A 23400-nucleotide genomic window follows, 5' to 3' on the forward strand; every position below is an offset into this window, starting at 1 on the left:
GGACCCGCCATGGACGTGGTCATCCGTGATGTACGTGTGATCGACGGCACCGGCGGCGCCTCCTACCGGGCCGATGTGGCCCTCGACAGGGGCCGGATCGCCGCCGTCGTGCGCGAGGGCGAGGGCCGGCGCCCCACCGCCCGCCGTGTGCTGGACGCCCGCGGTCTGGCCCTCTCCCCCGGCTTCATCGACATGCACGCCCACAGCGACCTCGCCCTGCTGAGCGACCCGTCGCACGAGGCCAAGGCCGCCCAGGGCGTCACCCTCGAAGTCATCGGCCAGGACGGCCTGTCGTACGCGCCGGTCGACGACCCCACCCTCGCCCAGGTCCGCGCCCAGATCACCGGCTGGAACGGAGGAGCGCCCGGGGACACTTCCATCGACTTCTCCTGGCGCACGGTCGGCGAGTACCTCGACCGCCTGGACCACGGCTTCGACGGGCAGGGCATCGCCGTCAACGCCGCCTATCTCATCCCCCAGGGCACGGTCCGTATGCTCGCGGTCGGCTACGAGGACCGCGCCGCCACCGGCGACGAACTCGCGCGGATGAGGCAGCTGGTCGCCGAGGGCATGGAACAGGGCGCGGTGGGCCTGTCCTCCGGCCTGACCTACACCCCCGGCATGTACGCCTCCAACGCCGAACTGACCGAACTGTGCCGGGTGGTGGCCCGGTACGACGGCTACTACTGCCCGCACCACCGCTCCTACGGGGCGGGCGCTCTCCAGGCGTACGAGGAGGTGGTGACCCTCACCCGCGAGGCCGGCTGCGCCCTCCATCTCGCCCACGCCACCATGAACTTCGGCGTCAACAAGGGCCGCGCGCCCGAGCTGCTCGCCCTCCTGGACAAGGCCCTCGACTCCGGCGCCGACATCTCCCTCGACACCTATCCGTACACCCCCGGCTGTACGACCCTGGTCGCGATGCTGCCGAGCTGGGCCGCGGAGGGCGGCCCCGAGGCGATCCTGGCCCGCCTCCAGGACGAGGAGAGTGCCGCCCGGATACGTCATGACCTGGAGGTCACCGGCTCCGACGGCTGCCACGGCGTGCCCATCGAGTGGGACACCATCGAGATCTCGGGCGTGAGCGACCCCGGACTCGCGGGCTGCGTCGGCAAGACCCTCGCCCGCAGCGCCGCCGAACGCGGCGAGGAGCCCTGGATCACCGCCCGCCGCCTCCTGGTCGACGACCGGCTCGGCTCGACGATCCTCCAGCACGTCGGCCACGAGGAGAACGTCCGGCAGATCATGCGGCACCGTGTGCACACCGGCGGCAGCGACGGCATCCTCCAGGGCGACAAGCCGCACCCGCGCGCCTACGGCACCTTCCCGCAGTATCTCGGCCGCTACGTAAGGGAGTTGGGCGTCCTTTCCCTGGAGGAGTGCGTCGCGCATCTGACATCCCGCCCCGCCGCCCGGCTGCGACTGCCCGACCGCGGCCTGATCCGCGAGGGCTACCGCGCCGACGTGGTGTTGTTCGACCCGGACACGGTCGCCGCGGGGTCGACGTTCGACGCTCCGCGCACCCTTCCGACCGGCATCCCGCATGTCCTCATCGACGGCCGCTTCGTGGTGGAGGACGGCCGGCGGACGGATGTGCTGGCGGGGCGGGCGGTGCGGCGGGCAGGCTGGACGCGCTAGTCAGCTGCGGCCGGGCCAGCGGGGCCGCTCCCGGAGCCCCCACGCGACCTCGTCGGCCCATTCCCGCACCACGACCGGGTCATCTGTCACACCGAGGGCACCCAGCTCCCGCGCGCGTTCCTCACGAGCGGGTGTGACCAAGGAGGTGAAGAACCCCAGCGGGCCGCGATAGCCCGCCTCGTCACGCAGCCGCTCGGCGAAGGCGAACCCGCCGTCGCCGTCCTCGTACTTGTCCGCGAACCGGGCGACCTCGGAAAGCACCAGATCCACTGGGTGCGCGGCCAGCCATTCGAGCGCATCTCGGTCGTTGTTGACCAGGTCGATGGCCGCGCCTTCCCCGCGCAGCTCCGTGACCAGCCCGAAGAGGCTGTCCCCAGGGCACTCGTCCACCCAGAGAACGGACAGCTCACGCACGGGCGGCGCCAGGGGCGGGGGCGACGAGCCGGCTTGCGGGGCAGCGGGAGCGGGGTAAGCGGCGGGACGGGCCTGCTCCTGCAGCGCGGCCACCACCAGATCGCGCAGCCTCTGCTCGTTGTTGGTGAGATGGGCCCCCAACTCGGCTGCCCTCTCCTCCCGTTCGGGGCTCTGCCTGATGGTGTAGAAGATCACCGGTCCGTCGTAGGCCCCGTCCCTCTTGAGCCGCGCCACCATGTCGAAGCCCGCGGTACGGTCCGAGCCCCGGCTGATGTCGGAGATCAGCAGGTCGGGCCGGCGGTCGCGGATGGCCCGGGCAGCGGCGCGACTGGTGGACTCGTGCCGCACCTGCGCGCCGAGGGTCTCCAGCACCTCCCGCACCACGGTCTTGCGGTCCGGCTGGTCGTCCACCCATAGGACGTCCAGCGGCGGACGGTACGGGGCCGGGGCCTGCGGGGGCTGCGCGTATGGCTGCGGCTGCCCGTACGGCTGCCCCTGCCCATACGGCTGCTGTTCCGGGTACGGCTGCGACTGCCCATACGGCGACTGCGTCACCTCGGCCGCCGGCCACGCGTACTGCGGCGGTGCGGCCTGACCCGGCGGCGGTGTCGGCGCCTGCTGCGGCGGAGCCCCCTGCGCCGGGTATCCCCACGGCGTCCCGTCCCCCCGCCACGCCAGCGGCGGGCCGAACCCCGACGCGGAACCGTCCGGGAACGGCAACGGCAGCCCTCGCCACAGCGGCTCCCACTCCCGGGACATCGGGGTCGGCTCGCCGCCGGAGCCCAGCGGCCCCTCGCGCAGTCGCAGGAGCAGCTGGGCCGCGTCCGGGAGGGCGGTCAACTCGTCGACGAGTGAGGTGAACGCCGGATTGACCACCAAGTTCGGGAATTCGTTGGGGAGTTGGCGCTCCAGCGCGGCCAGCGCCACATCACCGCCCGCGCCGAGCGGCTCCGGCGGCACCAGGTCGTACGGCGCGAGGAAGCCCCGTACCACCGCCAGCTCCTCGGGGGACGCGCCGCCCGCGGCCGACAGCAGCGTCCGCCGCACCTCGCGGTACGTCCGGAATTCGGTCACCACATCGCCGTCCACCGTGCCGGAAGGACCGGTCATCATCCGGTAGAAGTCGGGATAGAAGTACTGGAGCAGCAGCGTCCGGATCACCGCGCCGGGCCCGAAGTCGCGCCAGACGGGGTTCAGCGTGGCCTCCAGGACGAAGCCGTTCATCAGGCGCTTGATGCGCCGCGGATTGCGGCCCGAGCGCTCGGCCAGCAGGTCCACCAGCGCCTCGTCGAGCAGTGCCTCCACCCCCGCGGTCCGCGCGCACCAGCGGATGTAGTCCTTGACGCCCTGGCCGTCGGGGGCCGGAATCCGGTAGCTGGTCTGGAAGATCTTCTCCATGAAGGCGGAGCCGGCCGGCGACAGATCGCGCAGCAGCCCGTTCGGGCCCAGCGCCGACCGGTCGCAGCCGACGACGAACGCCAGCCCCGGCACGTCCAGATAGACCTTCACCGCCTCACAGACCGCCAGCACGGTCTCCTCCGAGCAGCGGTCGAGGTCGTCGATGAAGACCACCAGGAGCCGGCGTGGCCGGAACTCGGTGGTCTCGGACCACTCCTGTACGAGTTCGCCGATGGCGCCACGCATCTCGTTGCGGGCCTGGGAGTTGATGGACAGGCTCTTCCACAGTTCGTCGACCAGCCCGGCCACGCCCAGCGGTCCGGCGGCGACCGTCGTCAGGGCGCGGGCGAACCGGAGCAGCGCGCGCCGTTCGGAGACCCGCTGGAGGCCGCGTCGCAGCACCCGCCGGTCGAACCGCATCAGTACGGACTTGATCAGGCCTTCCAGCGCGTCGGCGCCGGTCGAGGTCCAGGCGTTGTACCAGACGGTGTGCACCTCGGGGGCCTGCGCCAGCTCCGCGTCGACGAGCCGCATCAGACTGCTCTTGCCCATGCCCCAGCCGGCGTCGACGGCGAGGGTGAACGGGGTGGACTGCCGGGAGGCGACCAGCAGCCCGGCGAGCTGGCAGGCGGCCCGGCCGGCGCCGAGCAGGTCCGCGCCCGGTTCGGCCACCGGCTCGTCGTTGAGCAGCGCGAACGGCGAGTACGGGGTTCGGGCGGCCCCGGCCCCGTCGGGAGAAGCCAAAGACGTCGGCTCGGTCGGAGAAGTCGCCATCCTGGCCCCCGTGTCAGGTCGTCGGCGTACTGAGGTCGTCCGCGTGGTGAAGTCGTCGGCGTGCTGAATCCGTGGTCGCATCCGGCCGCGATGTGGTCACCTGTGGCCACTCTCCATCGCAGGTGATCTTGGCGGCCCGGCCCGGAGCGTACCGCCGTGGCACCCCGGTCCGCCGGTTTCCCGCGAAATCAGCAGCGGGGCGGCCAGGGCGCGCACCGTCACCGTCCGTGAGGAAACACACACCAAAGGTTGATCAAGTGGGGAAAAACACCGGGCGTCCACGGTTACGCGGCCGTAAGGTGGCGGACATGCAGGTGATCCAGTCAACCAAGCTCGCCAACGTCTGCTACGAAATCCGTGGCCCGGTCCTTGAGGAGGCCATGCGGCTTGAGGCGGCGGGTCATCGCATCCTCAAGCTCAATACGGGCAACCCGGCGGCGTTCGGCTTCGAGTGCCCGCCCGAAATACTGGAGGACATCCTCCGGTCGGTCGGCACCGCCCACGGCTACGGCGACGCGAAGGGCCTGCTCTCCGCCCGCCGCGCGGTGATGCAGCACTACCAGACCAAGGGCATCGAGCTCTCCGTCGACGACATCTACCTGGGCAACGGCGTCTCCGAGCTGATCCAGATGTCGATGCAGGCACTGCTGGACGACGGCGACGAGGTCCTCGTGCCGGCCCCGGACTATCCGCTGTGGACGGCCTCGGTCTCGCTCTCCGGCGGCACGGCCGTGCACTACCGCTGCGACGAGCAGGCGGACTGGATGCCGGACCTCGCCGACATCGAGCGCAAGGTCACCGACCGCACCAAGGCCATCGTCGTCATCAACCCCAACAACCCCACGGGCGCCGTATACGACGACGAGCTGCTGCGCGGCATCGCGGAGATCGCCCGCCGGCACAATCTGATCGTCTGCGCCGACGAGATCTACGACAAGATCCTCTACGACGGCGTCACCCACACCCCGTTCGCCTCGCTCGCCCCGGACCTGCTGACGCTGACCTTCAACGGCCTGTCGAAGTCGTACCGGGTCGCCGGCTACCGCAGCGGCTGGCTCGCGGTCTGCGGCCCGAAGGCGCATGCCAGCTCGTACATCGAGGGCCTGACGATCCTCGCCAATATGCGGCTGTGCGCCAATATGCCGGCCCAGCACGCGGTCGCGACCGCGCTCGGCGGCCGTCAGTCGATCAACGATCTGGTGCTCCCCGGCGGCCGGCTGCTGGAGCAGCGCGATACGGCGCACGAGCTGCTCACGCAGATCCCGGGTGTCAGCTGCGTCAAGCCGAAGGGCGCGCTGTACGCCTTCCCGCGGCTCGACCCCAAGGTCTACAAGATCAAGGACGACCGGCAGATGGTGCTCGATCTGCTGCGCGCCGAGAAGATCATGATCGTGCACGGCACCGGCTTCAACTGGCCGGAGCCGGACCACTTCCGCCTGGTCACGCTCCCCAACAAGGACGATCTGACGGACGCCGTCACCCGTATCGGCTCCTTCCTCGACGGCTACGGACAGTACTGAACCGGACCCGGGTTTTATACGCCTCTCAACTTTAGACAGAGTCTAAGCTAGGATGGCCTCCTAGACGTTTTCAGGAGGCCGTCCCATGTACGAACCGATCCGCACCAAGTCGGTCCACACCATGGCCGCCGCCCCGGAGATCCCGCACCGCTCCCGCGAGGAGGAGCTGGACATCCGGCTCGCCGGACATCTGACCGCACTGCTCACCGTGACCGATGAGCTGCACGCCCTGGCGGTGCAGGCCGGCGACACCGCGGAAGGCGCCGCACTGGACGGTGCCGCGCTGGCGACCGCCGCCGATCACATCGCCGAGCAGGTCGCGCGGCTGACCGGCGGCCGCTATCCGCTGCGCGCCGAGCCCACCGGCGGCGACCCGTCCCGCATCCCGGCCCTGCAGCAGCGCGCCCACACCCTGGCCGGGAACGCCCTGGCGGTTGCCACTTCCCGTAACGACGCCGCGGCGACGGCCCTGACGTCGGAGCGCCTGGCGGCGCACCACACACCCCTTCCGGATCTCGCTACGGCCTGACCCGCCCGCTACGGCGTACCGGCGGCGGGGGAACCGGACGCGGGGCCCCACATCAAATGCGGGGCCCCGGACGGGAGTAGAGCGTGACGCCGCACCGTACTCGGGTGTGGCACCCGGCGGGAGCGGAGCGTCGCGGGCCTACGGACTAGCCGAGACGCTGGACCAGCGCGCGGTACTCGTCCCACAGCTCCTTCGGCGTGTGGTCACCGAAGGTGTTGAGGTGCTCGGGGATCAGCGCCGCCTCCTCGCGCCACACGTCCTTGTCGACGGTGAGCAGGAAGTCGAGGTCGGCGTCGTCGAGGCCGAGGCCCTCGGTGTCCAGCGCGGCCTTCGTGGGCAGCACCCCGATGGGGGTCTCGACGCCCTCGGCCTTGCCCTCCAGCCGCTCGACGATCCACTTGAGCACCCGGCTGTTCTCGCCGAAGCCCGGCCACACGAAGCGGCCCTTGTCGTCCTTGCGGAACCAGTTGACGTAGTAGATCTTCGGCAGCTTGGACTGGTCCTTGTCGGCACCGACCTTGACCCAGTGCGCCATGTAGTCGCCCATGTTGTAGCCGCAGAACGGCAGCATGGCGAACGGGTCGCGGCGCAGCTCGCCGACCTTGCCCTCGGCCGCGGCGGTCTTCTCGCTGGCGACGTTTGCGCCGAGGAAGACACCGTGCTGCCAGGTCAGCGACTCGGTCACCAGCGGTACGGCGCTGGCGCGGCGGCCACCGAAGAGGATCGCCGAGATCGGCACGCCCTTGGGGTCCTCCCACTCGGGCGCGATGATCGGGCACTGGCCGGCCGGGACGGTGAAGCGGGCGTTGGGGTGGGCCGCCGGGGTCCCGGACTCCGGCGTCCAGTCGTTGCCCTTCCAGTCCGTCAGATGGGCGGGCTTCTCCTCGGTCATGCCCTCCCACCAGACGTCGCCGTCGTCGGTGAGCGCGACATTGGTGAAGACGGAGTTGCCCCACATCGTCTTCATGGCGTTGGCGTTGGTGTGCTCGCCGGTGCCGGGCGCGACGCCGAAGAAGCCGGCCTCGGGGTTGATGGCGTGCAGGCGGCCGTCCTCACCGAAGCGCATCCAGGCGATGTCGTCGCCGATGGTCTCGACCGTCCAGCCGGAGATCGTGGGCTCCAGCATGGCCAGGTTGGTCTTGCCGCAGGCGGACGGGAAGGCGGCGGCCACGTACTTCGACTCACCCTGCGGCGGGGTGAGCTTGAGGATCAGCATGTGCTCGGCCAGCCAGCCCTCGTCGCGCGCCATCACCGACGCGATACGCAGCGCGTAGCACTTCTTGCCGAGCAGGGCGTTGCCGCCGTAGCCGGAACCGTAGGACCAGATCTCGCGGGCCTCGGGGAAGTGCGAGATGTACTTGGTGGAGTTGCACGGCCAGGGGACGTCCGCCTCGCCTTCGGCCAGGGGGGCGCCGAGGGTGTGCACCGCCTTGACGAAGAAGCCGTCCTCGCCGAGCTCGTCGAGCACCGGCTGGCCCATACGGGTCATGGTGCGCATCGAGACGGCGACGTAGGCGGAGTCGGTGATCTCCACACCGATGGCGGAGAGGTCGGAGCCGAGCGGGCCCATGCAGAACGGGACGACGTACATCGTCCGGCCGCGCATCGAGCCGCGGAAGACGCCCTTCTCGCCGGCGAAGACCTCCCGCATCTCGGCGGGCGCCTTCCAGTGGTTCGTCGGGCCGGCGTCCTCCTCCTTCTCGGAGCAGATGAAGGTGCGGTCCTCGACACGCGCCACGTCGGTGGGGTCGGACGCGGCGTAGTACGAGTTGGGGCGCTTGATCGGGTCGAGCTTCTTGAACGTGCCCTTGTAGACGAGCTCCTCGCACAGTCGCTCGTACTCCGCCTCCGAGCCGTCACACCAGACGACCCGGTCGGGCTGGGTGATCGCTGCGATCTCATCGACCCACGCGATGAGGTCCTGGTGACGGGTAAGGGTGGGAGCCGCGTTGTCGCGCGCCACGATCGCTCCTAGATGAGGGTATGGACGGATCCTTGCCCGATTCGCCGGGAAGATCCGCTTCTCTTGGATTCCTGCCCCTTGGGGGCTGCGACCCGGATGCTTCGTGACCGCTCATCCGGTGCCGACCGCACTCATTTGATCATCCGACCCCGATCGGTTTCTGTCCAGAGGGCACTTTGGTGACCGTCACCACTTCCGGACGAATCCGTAACTTACGGTGGCGTAGATAGCATTGCCGCCATGACTTCCGCGCCAGACGCCGCCGAGAGCGACCCCTCCCCTACAGATCCCGCGGCCGGCGCTGTCTCCGCGGGCTCCGCGGTGACGACGCCGCTCAAGCCGAAACTCCGCGGCTGGCTGCACGCCGGGATGTTCCCCGCCGTCCTCCTCTCCGGAGTCGTCCTCACCGCACTCGCCGACAGCCCCCGCGGGCGACTGGCCTGCGCCGTCTACACGCTCACCGCCTGCCTGCTCTTCGGAGTCAGCGCGCTCTACCACCGCGGCAATTGGGGCCCGCGGGCCGACGGGATCCTGCGCCGGCTCGACCACGCCAACATCTTCTTGATCATCGCGGGCACCTATACGCCGCTGACGATGCTGCTGATGCCCGGCTCCCGCGGCGAAATACTGCTCTGGGCCGTCTGGGTGGCCGCGCTGGCCGGCATCATCTTCCGCGTCTTCTGGGTCGGCGCACCACGCTGGCTCTACACCCCCTGCTATATCGCCATGGGCTGGGCAGCCGTCTTCTTCCTCCCTGACTTCCTGCGCACGGGCGGCATCGCCGTACTGGTGCTCGTCATCGTCGGCGGGCTGCTCTACAGCGCGGGCGGCGTGATCTACGGCATCAAGCGCCCCAACCCCTCACCCCGGTGGTTCGGCTTCCATGAGGTCTTCCACTCCTTCACACTGGCGGCCTTCGTGGTGCACTACGTCGGCATCTCGCTGGTGGCCTATTAGCACCCCCGAGACGGGCCGGCCCCGGACCGGCCCACCCGATCTCGCGCGCCACCGTGGCCGCGGCCGAGAGGCCGCGGCCACGTGCCATGTCAGGACCGCCAGCCCCGTGGGAACGATGGCGAGAACCAGCGCACGGCCGCCGATCAGGAAGCCGGCGACACACAGCACGGCGGCAAGCGCGGCGTACACATCACTCGCAGGTCGCATCCACACCACCCCTCTGAACATCACTGACAGTAATCATTCCCACGCCTCAGCGTGACACACGCCACCGACAGTCGCGGTTTCGCCGACGATCGACGCCGCTCGGCACCCCGGTCGACCGCCCCGAACTCGTCGCCTCTGGGACACCCGATGCCCGACAATGAGGCCCATGGCATTCGCACGTACGTCCGCCACCACGCCATCCGGGACCCCGAAGGCCGGGCTGCGGGAGCGGAAGAAGATCCAGACCCGGCAGGCGATCCGCCGGGCCGCGTACCGGCTCTTCGAAGAGCAGGGGTACGACGCGACCCCCGTCGACCAGATCGCCGAGGCCGCGGATGTCTCACCCAGCACGGTCTTCCGCTACTTCCCCACCAAGGAAGACATCGTGCTGACGGACGAGTACGACACCCTGTTGGAGGCCGGGATCCGCGCCCGTCCCGTTGACGAGCCGATGGTCGAGTCGATGCGGCAGGTCACCGTCGAGGCACTGCGCCAGATCGCCGCGGAGGACCGTACCGAACTCGTCCAGCGCACCCGGCTGATCCGCGAGGTGCCCGCCATCCGGGGCCGTACGGCGGAGAACACCGCCCGGGACGCCGCGATGCTCAGCGCCGTCCTGGCAGAGCGCACCGGCCGGCCGGTCGGCGATCTGGAGGTGCGCGTCATCGCCGCGGCGATCCTGGCGGCCCTTCAGGAAGCACTGCTGAGCTGGGTCGAGGACAGCCGGACGGCGGACCTGGAGGACCTGGTCAACCAGGCGATGGATGTGCTGGCGCGGGGGCTCACGCTCTGAGGGCGGAGGCGGCGGCTCAGCCGCCTCGCCCGGCCCGCCCGGCTTCGTGTGCCCCATTCGCCTCGTTCAGCACGCTCTCGACACCTGTCGCCCCGTGCAGCAGCTCTTCGTCCGCGCCGAAGCCGCCGACGAGTTGGAGCCCCAGCGGCAGTCCGTCGGCGGCGCGGCCGGCGGGCAGACTGACGGACGGCAGCCCGGCGTTGCTCCACGGCAGGCACATGATGGACTTTCCGGTGCTGGTGAGGCCCGCGGGCGCGGGACCGGTGGCCGACGGAGCGATCCACAGATCGATTCCGGCCACGGCCGCGTCCGCCGCAAGCCGTTCACGGAACGCGGCGCGGCGGATCCGGGCCGCTTCGTAGTCCGCGTCCCCGATCGTGTGGCCTTGCCGGATCGCCGCCGTCGTCTCCTCCCGATAGCGGTCGCCGAAGCGCGCGAACCATGTGGAGTGGGCGCGCGCCACCTCATAGCGATTCATCGTGAAGAGCTGCTCGACGATCTGCTCGAAGTCGGCCATGACAGGCACTTCGTGCACCATGTACCCGCCCTCCCGCAGCAGCGCCCACTGCTCCTTGAAGGCGCGCACGGCCTCGTCGCCGGCACGCTCCAGATACGGGCCGACCGGCACACCCAGCACCGGGCGCCGCGCTCCCGGCGCCTGGCCGGCCGCCCCGTCCCGCCATCCGTCACACAGCGCCGACGCGGCCAGCGTGACGCCGGCGACGTCCGTGGCATAGCACCCGACGGTGTCGAAACTGGCGGCGTTGGGGATCACCCCGTCGGCCGGGATCCGTCCGTGGCTCGGCTTGAAACCGACCACACCGCAGTACGCGGCGGGCCGGATCATCGAGCCGACCGTCTGTGTCCCGATGGCCAGCGGCACCATTCCCGCCGCGACCGCTGCCGCGGACCCGCTGCTCGAACCGCCGGGCGTATGGGCGAGGTTGTGCGGATTACGGGTCGGGCCCGGCGCCGTGACGGCGAACTCGGCCGTCACGGTCTTGCCTGCGACCAGGGCACCGGCGGCCCGCAACCGGTTGACGACGGTGGCCTGGGCGCCGCCGAGCACCTCGGGCGGCAGCGCGGACCCGGCCCGGGTGGGCAGTCCGTCGACATGCACGATGTCCTTGATCCCGACGAGAACGCCGTACAGGGCGGGCCGTTCGGCGGGGCTCCGCAGACTGGACGCGGACAGCTCGGACGCCGCATCCAGGAGCCGCGCGCGCCGCCCCGGCTCGGGTACGAAGGCCCATACCCGCGGATCGATGGCGTCGATACGGTCACAGGAACGGTTCACCGCATCGACGGGATCGTCCGAGCCGGCCCGCAGCGCCGCGGCTTCCCGGACAAGCGACCGGTACCCGAGCGAAGTCGTCACTCCGGCAGGCTACAACCGCCGGAAACGGGACGCGGGTGACCGGCCTCAGCCAGGCACAACTACAGCCGGCGGCTCACAACTCCACTACCACGGCGCCGAGATGGCGCCCCTCGGTCAGCTCGCGGAGCGCCCGCGGCGCCTGCTCGATGCCCTGGAGCCGGGCGTGCGGGAAGGTGAGTGTGCCGTCGCGCAGGCCCTGGCCGAACTGTGTGTACCACTCCGGGATCAGGTCCAGGTTGTCGTAGAGCGCGAGGCCGCGCAGGGTGATGCTGCGGGCGAGCAGCGACAGGGTGTCGATCTCCGTGGTGGACGGGCCGTCCTCGGAAAGCTGGCTGGACAGCGCGCCGATGAGGGCGAGCCGGGCGCCCCTGTTGGCGACGGCAATGGCGGCCTGGAGCTGCTCGCCGCCCACGTTGTCGAAGAGCGCGTCGATGCCCTCCGGGGCGGCCTTGCGCAGCTGCTCCTCTATGGGGCCCGCACCGCGGATCACCACCGCGTCATAGCCGAATTCCTTGATCAGCCGGTCGGCCTTGGCCTGCGATCCCGTACTGCCGATGACCCGGGTCGCGCCCCGCAGCCGGGCGATCTGGCCCGCCAGCGAGCCCACGCCGCCCGCCGCCCCGGTGACGAACACGGTGTCCCCGGGGCGCACTTCGGCGCCGCGCACCATGCCCATCCAGGCGGTGGGGCCCTGGGAGAGATAGCCGGCCGGGTCGGGCAGCACATCGGGGTCGAGACGGTGCACCTGCGCGGCGTCGAGCAGCGCGTACTCACGCCAGCCGAGGCGGTGTTGCACCAGGTCACCGGGGTTGAGGTCGGTCCCCGGGGCGGCCATCACCTCCCCGATGGCCGCCCCGTTCAGCGGCTCGCCGAGCTGGAAGGAGGGCATCGGCACAGCGGTGGTCTCGTCCATCAGCGTGCGCATCACGGCGGCGACGTTCATCAGGGTGTTGCGTACGAGCACCTCTCCGGGCCCCGGTTCCGGAACCGGCACCTCCACGATCTCGAAGAGGTCATCGGTGATCGGCCCCTGGGGGCGGGCGGCCAGGCGGACTTCGCGGTGCATGCGGTTCGTCATACCTTGAGGCTAAAACCTGACGCGTGTAGGTCATGGTCAATCCGGTCACTTGTCCCAGGACTTGGGGCGGGGCACCACGGGGCCCGGGGCCGGCTCCACGGGGCCCGGGGCCGGCTCCACGGGCCCCGTGGCGGTCACACCTCCGCCCGCAGTCGCTCCGCCAGCTCCTCCGGGTCCGTCGTAGGCCGCTCACAGGTGAAGTTGCGGCAGACGTACGCGGCGGGCCGGCCGTCGACCAGGGGCCGCTCCATGAGGAGCGGCAGCTCCTCGCTGTCGTCCGACCCCGGTGCGCCGAGCGCGACGACCGTCCCCGGGGCGGTTCCGAGCAGCGCGGCACGGTGCAGAGCGCGGGTGGCCGGGTCGTCCTGCGGGCCGACGACGGCGATCTCGCGCGGCCCGTCCAGCGCGGCCTCGGCGACGGCGAGCCCCCATCCGATGAAGCGCGGGACCCGGCCGCCGAGCGCCGTGACGATCCCCAGAGCGCGCTCCGCGGCATCCCGGTGGAGGCCGCTGCCGGTGAGTGCCGCATATGAGAGCAGGGCGCCGGCCGCCGCGGTCCATCCGGAGGGCGTGGCGTTGTCGGTCGGGTCCTGGGGGCGGCGGATCAGCGTCTCCGCGTCGGCGGCGGTGTCGTAGAGCGCTCCGTCCGCGGCGGTGAACTGGATCAGAACGGTGTCCAGGAAGAAGCCGGCGAACTCCACCCAGACGCCCTCCCCGGTGACCGAGGCCAGCGTCAGAAAGCCCTCGGCGACGTTGGCGTAGTCCTCCAGGACACCGGAATTGGCGCCGGGCGCGCCGTCACGGGACGTGCGGTGCAGCCGGGCCTGCCAGTCCATGTGGACGCGGACCAGAAGGTCGGCGGCGTCGGTGGCGGCCTGGATCAGGTCCGGGCGGTCGAAATAGGCGCCGGTCTCGGCGAGCGCGGCGATGGCCAGCCCGTTCCAGGAAGCGACGATCTTGTCGTCCCGCCCCGGGCGCGGCCGCTCCTCACGCGCCGCGATCAGCCGCCGCTTGACGGACACGACCCGCTCCGCATCGGCCAGGCCGCCGATATCCGGGAGCTGAAGGACCGACGCCCCCTCCTCGAAGGTCCCCTCCTCCGTGACGCCGAAGTACTGGGCGGCGAATTCCGCGTCCTTCTCGCCGAGCACCGTACGCAGCTGCTCCGGCGTCCATACGTAGTACGCCCCCTCGACGTGCTTCCCGGTGCCGTCGTCGCTGTCCGCGTCCAGCGCGGAGGCGAATCCGCCCTCGTCGGTGCGCAGTTCGCGGACCATGAAGTCGGCGGTCTCGACGGCGATACGGCGGGCCAGGTCGGAGCCGGTGGTCCGCCACAGGTGCGCGTAGGTGCGGCACAGCAGGGCGTTGTCGTAGAGCATCTTCTCGAAGTGCGGCACGGTCCAGTTCGCATCCACCGCATAGCGCGCGAAACCGCCGCCGAGCTGGTCGTAGATGCCGCCGCGGGCCATCGCCGCGCAGGTCGCCTGCACCATCTCCAGGGCCGCCCCAGAACCCGTCCGCGCATGATGGCGGAGCAGGAACTCCAGCACCATGGACGGCGGGAACTTGGGCGCGCCGCTGAATCCGCCGCGCACCGCGTCGAATTCGCGGGTCAGCGCCATCAGCGCGGTGTGCAGCTCCTCGGGGCGCGGCGGCCGCTGGTCCGCCGCGGTCAGCGACTCGGGCATCGAGCGCCCCGCCAGGTCGGCGACGATCCTGCCGGCCACTTCGCCGACCTCGTCGCGCCGGTCCGTCCAGGCGCTGCGGACGCCCTCCAGGACCTGCCCGAAGGACGGCATGCCGTGCCGGGGCTCGGGCGGGAAGTACGTGCCGAAGTAGAACGGCTCGGCGTCCGGGGTGAGGAAGACGGTCATCGGCCAGCCGCCCTGGCCGGTGGCGGCCTGTACGGCCTCCATGTAGACGGCGTCGACGTCCGGGCGCTCCTCGCGGTCGACCTTGACGGACACGAAGTGGTCGTTGAGCAGGGCGGCGGTGGCCGGGTCCTCGAAGCTCTCATGGGCCATGACATGGCACCAGTGGCACGAGCTGTAGCCGACGCTGAGCAGTACGGGCACGCCGCGCCGCCGCGCTTCCTCGAACGCGTCGGCGGACCACGGCCACCAGTCGACGGGGTTGTCGGCGTGCTGGAGCAGATACGGGGAAGTCTCATGAGCCAGGCGGTTCGGCATGGGTCCATCCTCTCCCAACGGGGCGTGGCGAGGCGGGAGCGGAGGGAGTTATCCACAGGCCTGCCGGAATTCACGCGGACGCGGAACACTGTGCGTACGGCGATGATCACCGCTGGAGACTGCTGGAACTGCTGGAGGGGGATGGGCATGGCGGGCTCACTGGCTGTGCTGCGCGACGGTCACCGGGCAGAAGCCGAGGGGCTGTTGGCGCGGGCCGTCGACGAGGAGGTGCGGCGCTCGGGCGGGCGGCTCGACCGGGAGACGCTGCTGACCAGAGCGCGGGCCGCGCTGGAGGAGCTGGCGGGCTCCGCGTCCGAGGAGTACGCCGCGTATGTCCAGGCGCTGGACGAGGCGGCGGCGGGGCATCGCCCGCTGACGGAGCGGTTGTCCCGCAGGGAGCTGGGCACCCCCGCGGTGGCCACGGCCGTGGCGGCGGTGGCGGCCTTCGGTACGGACCTCGCGTACGGCACGGGCGCGGGCGCGGCGCTGGGCGTGGGGGCCGCCGTGGTGGTGGCGGGCGCCGCGGCGACGGTCCTGAAGCTGACGGCGGGGCACTTGCCGGCGGCGCACCGGCAGGCGGGGATGCGGGGCCAGCCCGGCGGCCCGGAGCAGCTGCGGCTCCAGTGGCTGACCGCCCTGGAGGTGCGCGGCATCCGGCCGTTCCTGGACCAGCAGCGGATGCTGACGGCGGCGACCCGCGGAAGCAGCACGTCACCCGTAGGGGTCTCCCCCGCTCATGGGGGTCCCCCCGCTTCGACCACCGCCCGGGGGCCGCAGCTGCGCGGCACGGACCGTAGCGCGGCGGCCAAGCAGCGTTCCGTACTGGAGCATTCCTTCTCTCAACTCCCCCGTTCGGACGGTCCGTTCGCCGGGCGGCGGGCGGAGCTGACCCAGATCGCGCAGTGGGTGCACGCGGCCCGTGCGAGCATCGAGACCAAGCCGACGGTGGTGGTGCTGCACGGCGAGCCGGGCTCGGGGCGTACGGCGCTGGCGGTGCGCGCCACGCACGAGCTGCGCGATCAGTTCCGCGGCGTGTGTGTGGTGGATCTGCGCGGCGACACCCCCGGTGAGGTGCCGCTGCCGACCCGGGACGCGCTGCTGCATCTGCTCAACCGGCTCGGCGCACCCCGCGAGCAGCTGCTCTTCCGGGAGCGGCCGTCCCAGGAACAGCACGTCAAGCGGCTCACCGACCTGTATCACCAGCATCTGACGGGCCTCCCGGTGACGGTCCTGCTGGACGACGCCTCCGATCCGGAGCAGGTGCGGACGCTGGTGCCGGACCGCTCCGACAGCCTGGTGCTGGTCACCTCCCGTGAGCCGTTGGAGTTGCCCGGGGACCTCCAGGCGTGGGTGCATCACCTCCCAGTGGGGTCGCTGGACGCGGTGGGCACGGAGGAACTGCTGCGGGCGTCGGCCGCGGCGGACGGGTCGGCGGACGCCACGGGCCCGTACGACGCGCAGGCCATCGACGAGATCTCCGGGCTGTGCGGCGGACTACCCCTGGCGCTGCGGGTGGCGGGCTCCTCGCTCGGGTCGCGCTCCCCCGCCGCGCTGGCCACCGGCCTCGCGGGCTACGGCCCGGTGACGCCGGTGGAGCGTGCGCTGTGGCTGCGCTACTCCGACCAGCCGGAGCCGGCCCGCCAGTTGCTTCGGCGGCTGGCGCTGGTGGGCCGGGCGTCGCTGGGTGCGGCGGCCGCGGCGGCGCTGCTGGGCGTCGAGAACCAGGAGGCGGAGCGACAGCTGACGACGCTGGCCGAGGCCGGGCTGATCGAGCTTGTCCGCGGCGAGCGCTACCGGCTGCATGCCCTGGTGCACAGCTTCGCGCACGACCGGCTGGTGGACGAGGAGGAACCCGGCGAGCGCAGCGCGGCCCAGGAGCGGCTGATCCGCGGCTATGCGGAGCTGGCCGACTCGGTCATCCGCCTGGTCGACGGCCGCACGTCCACCCGCGCCGACCGCTTCGGCTCGCACGGCTTCACGTCCCTGGACGCGGCCCTGCAGTGGCTGGACGACGAGACCAGCTTCATCACGGCCGCGCTGCGGCACGCCGATCAGGACGTCGACCAGGCGACGGTCTCGCATCTGCTGGGCGCGCTGGCCGACTACTGCCTGCTGCGCGGTGACCTCTACCGGCTGGGCGAGCTGACCGAGCTGACCCGGGCCGCGGGTCAGGGACGGCTGGTCCGCTCGGTGCAGTGGCGTACCGGCGTCGCGGCCCGGCAGCTCGGCGAGCTGGACAAGGCGCGCACCACCCTGTCGTCGGTGGTCGATCTGTACTTCGAGGCGCAGCATCCGGCAGGCGCCGCCCGTGCCCTGCGCGATCTGGGCATCACGCTCCAGCAGCAGGGCAACCTCACCGAGGCCGCCGCGAAGCTGCGCGAGGCGCTCGACATGCAGTCCGGCCCTGACCTGCACGGTGACCGGGCCTGGACGCTGCACGCCCTGGCGGCGGTGGAGCGGGACCGGGCGGGGATAGCCGAGGCGCAGGAGCTGCTGCGCGAGGCGCTGGAGCTGCACGAGGAGAGCGAGAGCGTGCACGGGCAGGCGTGGGCGCACTTTCAGCTCGGCCAGGTGTACCTGCGGTTGGGCGATGTGCCGCGGGCGGAGGAGGCCCTGCACTCCGCGATGGAGCTCTACGGCCGGACACACGACGAGCGCGGCGAGGCCTGGGCGATGACGCAGCTGGCGCGCGCCCGGCTGGTGGGCGGCGACCCGGACCCCGCCGTGGACGGGCTGCGCCAGGCGCTGCTGCTGCACCACGAGCACGAGGACGCCCGTGGTGAGGCCTGGACGATGTACTACCTCGGCCAGGCGCTGGAGGAGCGTGGCGAGCGCGACGCGGCACTGCGGCAGCTGGAGCGGTCGCGGACGATGTTCAGCCGGATGCAGGACGGCTACGGCCTGGCGTGTGCCCGGCATCATTCGGGGCGGGTCACCCGCGATCTGCGGGCGGAGCAGACCGGCTCGCTGCGCAACAGCGGCTTCGCCCGGCAGCTGCTGCAGGACGCCCGCAAGGACTTCCAACGGATAGGGGTGCCGCACGGCGAGGCATGGTCGTGCCTGGAGCTGGTGATCATCGACGCCGGAAACGGCCGGGCGGCGCAGGCGCTGGAACTGGCCGACGAGGCGGCGCGGATATTCGCCGGCTACGGCGACCGGCGCGGCGAGGACTGGGCCCACTTCCTGCGCTGCACGCTGCTGCCGTTCGCGTCACCCGGCGGCTCGGTGGTCGGCACGGCCGTGGCCCAGGAGGAGCTGGCGCAGCTGGTCCGGGAGGGACATCCGTCACGCGATTCGAAGCTGGAGGACTGCGCGGAGACGTTCGCGCTGCTGCTGGACCGCGGCATGGAGCCGGAAACGGGGTGGCAGGCCTGGCGCCTCGGCATGGTGCCGAACCGCCATGCGCGCGAGGTCATGGGCGTCCGCTAGGCACTGCGTTTTGCCTGTGCCGTCTTGGTTACTCACCGTCGTCGGCCGTCCCGCCGTTGTGGCTGCGGTGAGCTGTTGCCGCTGCGCGGGGCTGTTCGGCCGCGGCGCCGGACCTCCGGACTCCGTCCTGCGGCCCGGCCCCTCCCGTGGGTGGGTGGTGGAAAGACGGCGGGGGCGTGCGCCGTCCTGAAAGCTTTCGCTGAACGGGTGCTCCGGACGGCGGGCAGCCGGGGGCAAAGGCACGGTCCCACTCACCGTCCCCTCCCCACCACAACGGGAGGGGACGGGCCGCAGGACGAAGTCCGGAGGCCCGTCACCGCACCCGACAGCCCCGCGCAGCGGCAACGCCCGCCGCAGGCGCAACGGCGCCGCACCCGGCAACGGATGGATCCCACACCGGCCCAGCCCGCCGCAGGCGACCCGCACCCGACAAAAGTCGGATCCCACGTCGACCCGGCCCGCCGCAGGCGACCCGCACCGGCCCAGGCCAAGCGCAGCGGACCGGCAGCGGACCGTCAGCCGGCCTGCGGTTTGCCTGCAGCGGAGGCGGGGGCGGTGGCCGCCTCCGCGTCCGGCTGCTCCTCGAAGTCCACCTTCTTCATGTGCCTGTTCATGGACTTCATCAGCAGCCACACGGCGCCGCCGATGACCGCGAAGACGATGAAGCCGAGGACGCCGGGGGTCACCTTGTTCTTGTCGAAGCTGTCGGCAAGGGTGACGAAGTGCGTCATGGCGAGGGTGCTGGTCGCGCTCATCATGGGGTCAATTGTTGCGGACGCCCGCGAAGAGGTCGTCCTCGGGGAGGGAAGTTTCCACCCGCGACTTCGCGAGCTCGTACTCCTCCGTCGGCCAGACCTCCCGCTGGATGTCCATCGGGACCCGGAACCACCCGCCGTCCGGGTCGATCTGGGTGGCGTGCGCGATCAGGGCCTTGTCGCGGATCTCGAAGAACTCGTCGCACGGGACGTACGTGGTCAGCGTGCGCTCACGCTGCTCGAACTGCTTCCAGCGCTCCAGCCACTCGCCGTACGGCGAATCCATGCCGCGCTCCAGCAGCGCTTCGTGCAGCGCGATCGTGCGCGGCTTGTTGAAGCCCTGGTTGTAGTAGAGCTTCTGGGGCTGCCAGGGCTCACCGGCCTCCGGGTACTTCTCCGGGTCGCCGGCCGCCTCGAAGGCCACCATCGTGATCTTGTGGGTCATGATGTGGTCCGGGTGCGGGTAGCCGCCGTTCTCGTCGTAGGTCGTGATGACCTGCGGCTTGAACTCCCGGATCAGCTTCACCAGAGGCTCGGCGGCCTCTTCCACGTCCTGCAGCGCGAAGCAGCCCTCCGGCAGCGGCGGCAGCGGGTCGCCCTCGGGCAGCCCGGAGTCGACAAAGCCCAGCCACTCCTGCTTGACGCCCAGGATGTCCCGGGCCTCGTCCATTTCCTTCTTCCGCACCTCGTGGATGTTCTCCTCGATGTACGGGTCGCCCTGGAGTTTGGGGTTGAGGATGGAACCTCGCTCGCCTCCTGTGCAGGTGGCGACCAGCACGTCCACCCCCTCGGACACGTACTTGGCCATGGTGGCCGCACCCTTGCTCGACTCGTCGTCGGGGTGGGCATGGACCGCCATCAATCGCAGCTGCTCAGTCAAGACTCGATCCTCAGTGAAAGGCTGGAGAAGATGCCTCCTATAGTGACCGAAGCGAGGGGGCGCTGTATTCCCGGTTTCCTGAGGGAGGGAACGCCAGGGATTCCCGTGTTCCAGGTCCCGTGGCCGTGCCAGGAGGAATGATCATGACCGCCGTGCGCGAAGGGCTCCCGGACGGACGCTACGGCCGCTCCGCGGATCAGCGCGCGGACCGCAAGCTCAAGATCATCGGTGTGGTGCTCGGCGTCGCACTGCTCGGTGTGATCGGCTGGGCGGGCACCTCGTATATCTCCGGGCAGGACCTCAGCGGACGCGTGATCACCTGGGACACGGTGTCCGACAGCGCCGTGAAGGTGCACCTGGAGGTCGTCAAGGGCAAGGACGACACGGGCGTGTGCACCCTCCGCTCACAGTCCGAGGACGGCGCCGAGGTGGGCCGTAAGGACGTGACCGTCGACCAGCGCGCGGAGCAGGTGGACACCGAGGTCACGGTGCGGACGACGAAGCGGGCGACCAACGCCACGCTGGTCGGCTGTACGGTGTCCGGCGGCGGCTGAGCCGACGGCGCCAGACACGGTGGCGCGCGCCCCCCGGCGCCCCGCACCCCGTGTCAGCGCCCCGGCACCCCGCGTAGGACATCCGGCATGCCCGGCGCACGGGGCCGCGTGAAGGGCCAGGGGACCGCCGCTGACCAGCGGCGATGCATTCCTGCGCGTTGCATGCGGATTTCCTCTTCCCCGTTTTGTGCCGGAATTGTTAGGCTCGTGGTTTCGCCCACCTGTGAAGGCGCAACCCTTCCTGGTAGGGCGTTTGATTTATCCCCAGTACCGACGAGGAGCACCTGTGACCCAGACCAGCGAGAACGTCACCTGGCTGACCCAGGAGGCGTATGACCAGCTCAAGGCCGAGCTGGAGTACCTGTCTGGTCCCGCACGCGCCGAGATCACCGAGAAGATCCAGGCGGCCCGCGAGGAAGGTGACCTGAAGGAGAACGCCGGGTACCACGCGGCCAAGGAAGAGCAGGGCAAGCAGGAGCTTCGTGTCCGCCAGCTCACTCAGCTGCTGCAGAGCGCGAAGGTCGGCGAGGCCCCTGCCGCCAACGGCGTCGTCGCCCCCGGCATGGTCGTCACCATCGCGTTCGACGGAGACCCGGACGACACCCTCTCGTTCCTGTTGGCCTCGCGCGAATACGCGAGCTCGGACATCGAGACCTACTCCCCGCAGTCCCCGCTGGGCACCGGCGTGAACGGCAAGAAGGTCGGCGCCGAGGCGGCGTACGAGCTGCCGAACGGCAAGACGGCGACGGTGAAGATCCTCGACGCCAAGCCGTACGTGGCCTGACCCGCGAGGCGTCCGGAAGACGCAGCGGAAAGCGGCCCGGAGCCTGACGCTCCGGGCCGCTTCGCTGTGTCGGATCCGCTGCCTCAGATCCGCCGTGTCAGATCCGCTGCGTCAGATCTGCAGCGCCAGTTCCGCAGTGTCACGTCCTCCGTGTCACCCCTCGCTCACGCCGTCGCCGACCGGTACTTGCGCACCGCCAGCGTCCGGAAGGCCGCGATGATCACGATGGACCAGATGATCGACGCCACCACCGGGTGCTCCATCGGCCAGGCGCCGGTCACCGACTTGGGAACCCCCGGGATGGTGTTGCCGAACAGTTCCCGGGCCGCGGCCACCGTCGCGCTGAACGGGTTCCACTCCGCGACATGCTGCAGAAACGCCGGCATGCCGTTGACCGGCACAAAGGCGTTGGAGATGAACGTCAGCGGGAAGAGCCAGATCAACCCGCCCGAGGTGGCCGCCTCCGGCGTGCGCACCGTGAGGCCGATCAGGGCGCCGATCCAGGAGAAGGCGTAACCGAGCAGGAGCAGCAGGCAGAAGCCGCTCAGCACCTCGGCGATGTTCGCGTGGGTGCGCCAGCCGATCAGCAGCGCCACGATGGCCAGCACCACCAGGGTCAGCGCGGTCTGCACCAGGTCGGCGAGGGTACGGCCGGTGAGCACCGCGCCCCGGGCCATCGGCAGCGACCGGAACCGGTCGATCAGGCCCTTGTGCATATCGTCCGCGATACCCGCGCCGGCGCCCGCCGTGGCGAAGGTGACGGTCTGCGCGAAGATGCCGGCCATCAGGAACTCGCGGTACGCCTGGGCATCGCCCACCGGGGCGCCGGGGATGGTGATGGAACCGCCGAAGACGTACGTGAACAGCACCACGAACATGATCGGCTGGATCAGCCCGAAGATCACCACTTCGGGGATGCGCACCATCCGGATCAGATTGCGCTTCGCGACGACCAAAGAGTCTCGTACGGACCGGCTGATGCCGCCGCGCGGCTGCGGGGTCCGGACCGGGGGGTCACCGGCCGCTTCGGTCACCGTGGTCACTTCACCGCCTCCTTCTGCCGGCCGCCGGCGGCGCCCCGGCCACTCGCACCGTTCGCGCCGCCCTCGCCGTTCTCGTCCTCGATCTCGGCGGCGTGGCCGGTCAGCGAGATGAACACATCGTCCAGCGTCGGGCGGCGCAGCCCGATGTCGTCGATCTCCACGCCGCGGGTGTCCAGCTCGCGGATGACCTCGGCGAGCAGCTTGGCGCCACCGGTCACCGGGACCGTCAGCTTGCGGGTGTGCGGGTCGATCGTGCCCTCGCCCTTGCCGAAGCCGCGCAGGACCTCCTCGGCGACGGAGATGTCCTCGGGGGCGTGCACCACGACCTCGACGCGCTCGCCGCCGGTCCGCGCCTTGAGCTGGTCGGAGGTGCCGCGGGCGATGACCTTGCCGTGGTCGACGACGCAGATGTCGTGCGCGAGGCGGTCGGCCTCTTCCAGATACTGCGTGGTGAGCAGCAGGGTCGTGCCGCCGGCGACCAGCTCGTGGATGACGTCCCAGAGCGCCTGGCGGTTGCGCGGGTCCAGGCCGGTGGTCGGCTCGTCCATGAACATCACGGGCGGGCTGACGACCAGCGCCGCCGCGAGGTCGAGGCGGCGGCGCATACCGCCGGAGTAGGTCTTGGCGGTGCGGTCGGCGGCGTCGGAGAGGCTGAAGCGCTCCAGCAGCTCACCCGCCCGGCGCTTCGCGTCCCGCCCGCTCATCTGGTAGAGCTGGCCGACCATCATCAGGTTCTCGCGGCCGGTCAAGTACTCGTCCACGGCGGCGAACTGGCCGGAGAGGCCGATCGAGCGGCGCACTTTGTCGGGGTGCGCGAGGACGTCGATACCGGCGACCACCGCCCTGCCGCGGTCCGGCTGGAGCAGGGTCGTCAGGACCCGTACGGCGGTGGTCTTGCCGGCACCGTTCGGGCCGAGCATTCCCAGGACGGTTCCTTCGGGAACGTCGAGATCGACACCGTCCAGTGCCCTCACATCCCCGAAGGTCTTCACCAGACCTTCGGCGTAAATGGCGCCTGGCATGTGGGTACTCCCATGACTTGGGTGAATTCCAGGTCGAATCTTACGTTTGGCGGCCTATACCCGCCCTATGGGCATTTGTCCAAAACGGAACGCCA

At 70.8% G+C, this 23400-nt stretch carries 17 protein-coding genes; 8 read left to right on the top strand and 9 right to left on the bottom strand.

Annotation, left to right across the window (positions count from 1 at the left end):
• The first annotated feature begins 9 nt into the window (after positions 1-9).
• Positions 10-1638 carry a D-aminoacylase gene (locus AB0I10_RS11660; protein ID WP_363152200.1) on the top strand — a complete coding sequence of 543 codons (1629 nt, stop codon included), beginning with the start codon at positions 10-12 and terminating at the stop codon, positions 1636-1638.
• On the opposite strand, the gene AB0I10_RS11665 is transcribed toward AB0I10_RS11660, so the two are convergent.
• Positions 1639-4224 carry a P-loop NTPase fold protein gene (locus AB0I10_RS11665; protein ID WP_363152202.1) on the bottom strand — a complete coding sequence of 862 codons (2586 nt, stop codon included), beginning with the start codon at positions 4222-4224 and terminating at the stop codon, positions 1639-1641.
• Between the two features lie 308 nt (positions 4225-4532).
• Between AB0I10_RS11665 and AB0I10_RS11670 the strand changes: the two genes are divergently transcribed.
• On the top strand, positions 4533-5744 hold the full coding sequence (locus tag AB0I10_RS11670) for a pyridoxal phosphate-dependent aminotransferase (RefSeq protein ID WP_363152203.1): 1212 nt from the start codon (positions 4533-4535) through the stop codon (positions 5742-5744).
• Between the two features lie 85 nt (positions 5745-5829).
• On the top strand, positions 5830-6273 hold the full coding sequence (locus AB0I10_RS11675; RefSeq protein ID WP_363152204.1) for a hypothetical protein: 444 nt from the start codon (positions 5830-5832) through the stop codon (positions 6271-6273).
• A 145-nt stretch (positions 6274-6418) separates the two neighbouring features.
• Here the strand turns inward: AB0I10_RS11675 and AB0I10_RS11680 are convergent, their stop codons facing one another.
• Positions 6419-8236, bottom strand: a complete 1818-nt coding sequence (locus AB0I10_RS11680; protein ID WP_363152205.1) for a phosphoenolpyruvate carboxykinase (GTP) — start codon at positions 8234-8236, stop codon at positions 6419-6421.
• 240 nt (positions 8237-8476) lie between these two features.
• Here AB0I10_RS11680 and AB0I10_RS11685 point away from each other — a divergent pair, with 240 nt between their 5' ends.
• Complete coding sequence (locus tag AB0I10_RS11685) at positions 8477-9193, top strand: hemolysin III family protein (protein WP_363152206.1); 717 nt, start codon at positions 8477-8479, stop codon at positions 9191-9193.
• A 373-nt stretch (positions 9194-9566) separates the two neighbouring features.
• Positions 9567-10193, top strand: coding sequence for a TetR family transcriptional regulator (locus AB0I10_RS11690; protein WP_363152207.1), 627 nt, complete (start codon positions 9567-9569; stop codon positions 10191-10193).
• A 16-nt stretch (positions 10194-10209) separates the two neighbouring features.
• On the opposite strand, the gene AB0I10_RS11695 is transcribed toward AB0I10_RS11690, so the two are convergent.
• The 3 genes from AB0I10_RS11695 to AB0I10_RS11705 all read right to left on the bottom strand — a co-directional run bounded on the left by AB0I10_RS11695 (position 10210) and on the right by AB0I10_RS11705 (position 14838).
• Positions 10210-11571 (bottom strand): amidase, encoded by a 1362-nt coding sequence (locus AB0I10_RS11695; protein WP_363152209.1) that lies wholly within the window; start codon positions 11569-11571, stop codon positions 10210-10212.
• Positions 11572-11644: 73 nt separating this feature from the next.
• The gene (locus AB0I10_RS11700) at positions 11645-12649 is read right to left on the bottom strand and encodes an NADP-dependent oxidoreductase (protein WP_363152210.1); all 1005 of its coding nucleotides are present in this window, start codon (positions 12647-12649) and stop codon (positions 11645-11647) included.
• A 134-nt stretch (positions 12650-12783) separates the two neighbouring features.
• Entirely contained in the window at positions 12784-14838 is a 2055-nt protein-coding gene (locus AB0I10_RS11705; RefSeq protein ID WP_363152211.1) for a thioredoxin domain-containing protein, read from the bottom strand.
• 147 nt (positions 14839-14985) lie between these two features.
• Here AB0I10_RS11705 and AB0I10_RS11710 point away from each other — a divergent pair, with 147 nt between their 5' ends.
• On the top strand, positions 14986-18267 hold the full coding sequence (locus AB0I10_RS11710) for a tetratricopeptide repeat protein (protein WP_363152212.1): 3282 nt from the start codon (positions 14986-14988) through the stop codon (positions 18265-18267).
• Between the two features lie 515 nt (positions 18268-18782).
• Here the strand turns inward: AB0I10_RS11710 and AB0I10_RS11715 are convergent.
• Both AB0I10_RS11715 and mca read right to left on the bottom strand, forming a co-directional pair.
• On the bottom strand, positions 18783-19025 hold the full coding sequence (locus AB0I10_RS11715) for a hypothetical protein (RefSeq protein ID WP_363152213.1): 243 nt from the start codon (positions 19023-19025) through the stop codon (positions 18783-18785).
• 4 nt (positions 19026-19029) lie between these two features.
• Positions 19030-19902, bottom strand: coding sequence for a mycothiol conjugate amidase Mca (gene mca / locus AB0I10_RS11720; protein WP_363152214.1), 873 nt, complete (start codon positions 19900-19902; stop codon positions 19030-19032).
• Positions 19903-20045: 143 nt separating this feature from the next.
• On the opposite strand from mca, the gene AB0I10_RS11725 reads away from it, so the two are divergent.
• Entirely contained in the window at positions 20046-20456 is a 411-nt protein-coding gene (locus AB0I10_RS11725) for a DUF4307 domain-containing protein (protein WP_363152215.1), read from the top strand.
• A gap of 286 nt (positions 20457-20742) precedes the next feature.
• A complete protein-coding gene (gene greA, locus AB0I10_RS11730) occupies positions 20743-21240 on the top strand; it encodes a transcription elongation factor GreA (RefSeq protein ID WP_363152216.1) in 498 nt (165 codons plus the stop codon).
• Between the two features lie 164 nt (positions 21241-21404).
• On the opposite strand, the gene AB0I10_RS11735 is transcribed toward greA, so the two are convergent.
• Together AB0I10_RS11735 and AB0I10_RS11740 are read right to left on the bottom strand one after the other, a co-directional pair.
• Positions 21405-22274: an ABC transporter permease gene (locus tag AB0I10_RS11735; protein WP_363152266.1), complete on the bottom strand. Its 870-nt coding sequence runs from the start codon at positions 22272-22274 to the stop codon at positions 21405-21407.
• A 5-nt stretch (positions 22275-22279) separates the two neighbouring features.
• The gene (locus tag AB0I10_RS11740) at positions 22280-23305 is read right to left on the bottom strand and encodes an ATP-binding cassette domain-containing protein (protein ID WP_363152217.1); all 1026 of its coding nucleotides are present in this window, start codon (positions 23303-23305) and stop codon (positions 22280-22282) included.
• Positions 23306-23400 lie beyond the last annotated feature (95 nt).

Source organism: Streptomyces sp. NPDC050636 (assembly GCF_040654775.1).
In the GTDB taxonomy this organism is placed as follows: Bacteria; Actinomycetota; Actinomycetes; order Streptomycetales; family Streptomycetaceae; genus Streptomyces.

What these genes read in the sequence shown, in the direction of transcription:
- AB0I10_RS11700 (WP_363152210.1), bottom strand. Translation starts at nt 12,649, where the DNA reads ATGACGAACCGCATGCACCGCGAAGTCCGCCTGGCCGCCCGCCCCCAG.
- AB0I10_RS11740 (WP_363152217.1), bottom strand. Translation starts at nt 23,305, where the DNA reads ATGCCAGGCGCCATTTACGCCGAAGGTCTGGTGAAGACCTTCGGGGAT.
- AB0I10_RS11690 (WP_363152207.1), top strand. Translation starts at nt 9,567, where the DNA reads ATGGCATTCGCACGTACGTCCGCCACCACGCCATCCGGGACCCCGAAG.
- AB0I10_RS11715 (WP_363152213.1), bottom strand. Translation starts at nt 19,025, where the DNA reads ATGATGAGCGCGACCAGCACCCTCGCCATGACGCACTTCGTCACCCTT.
- AB0I10_RS11670 (WP_363152203.1), top strand. Translation starts at nt 4,533, where the DNA reads ATGCAGGTGATCCAGTCAACCAAGCTCGCCAACGTCTGCTACGAAATC.
- AB0I10_RS11705 (WP_363152211.1), bottom strand. Translation starts at nt 14,838, where the DNA reads ATGCCGAACCGCCTGGCTCATGAGACTTCCCCGTATCTGCTCCAGCAC.
- AB0I10_RS11710 (WP_363152212.1), top strand. Translation starts at nt 14,986, where the DNA reads ATGGCGGGCTCACTGGCTGTGCTGCGCGACGGTCACCGGGCAGAAGCC.
- AB0I10_RS11675 (WP_363152204.1), top strand. Translation starts at nt 5,830, where the DNA reads ATGTACGAACCGATCCGCACCAAGTCGGTCCACACCATGGCCGCCGCC.
- AB0I10_RS11665 (WP_363152202.1), bottom strand. Translation starts at nt 4,224, where the DNA reads ATGGCGACTTCTCCGACCGAGCCGACGTCTTTGGCTTCTCCCGACGGG.
- AB0I10_RS11725 (WP_363152215.1), top strand. Translation starts at nt 20,046, where the DNA reads ATGACCGCCGTGCGCGAAGGGCTCCCGGACGGACGCTACGGCCGCTCC.
- AB0I10_RS11685 (WP_363152206.1), top strand. Translation starts at nt 8,477, where the DNA reads ATGACTTCCGCGCCAGACGCCGCCGAGAGCGACCCCTCCCCTACAGAT.
- AB0I10_RS11660 (WP_363152200.1), top strand. Translation starts at nt 10, where the DNA reads ATGGACGTGGTCATCCGTGATGTACGTGTGATCGACGGCACCGGCGGC.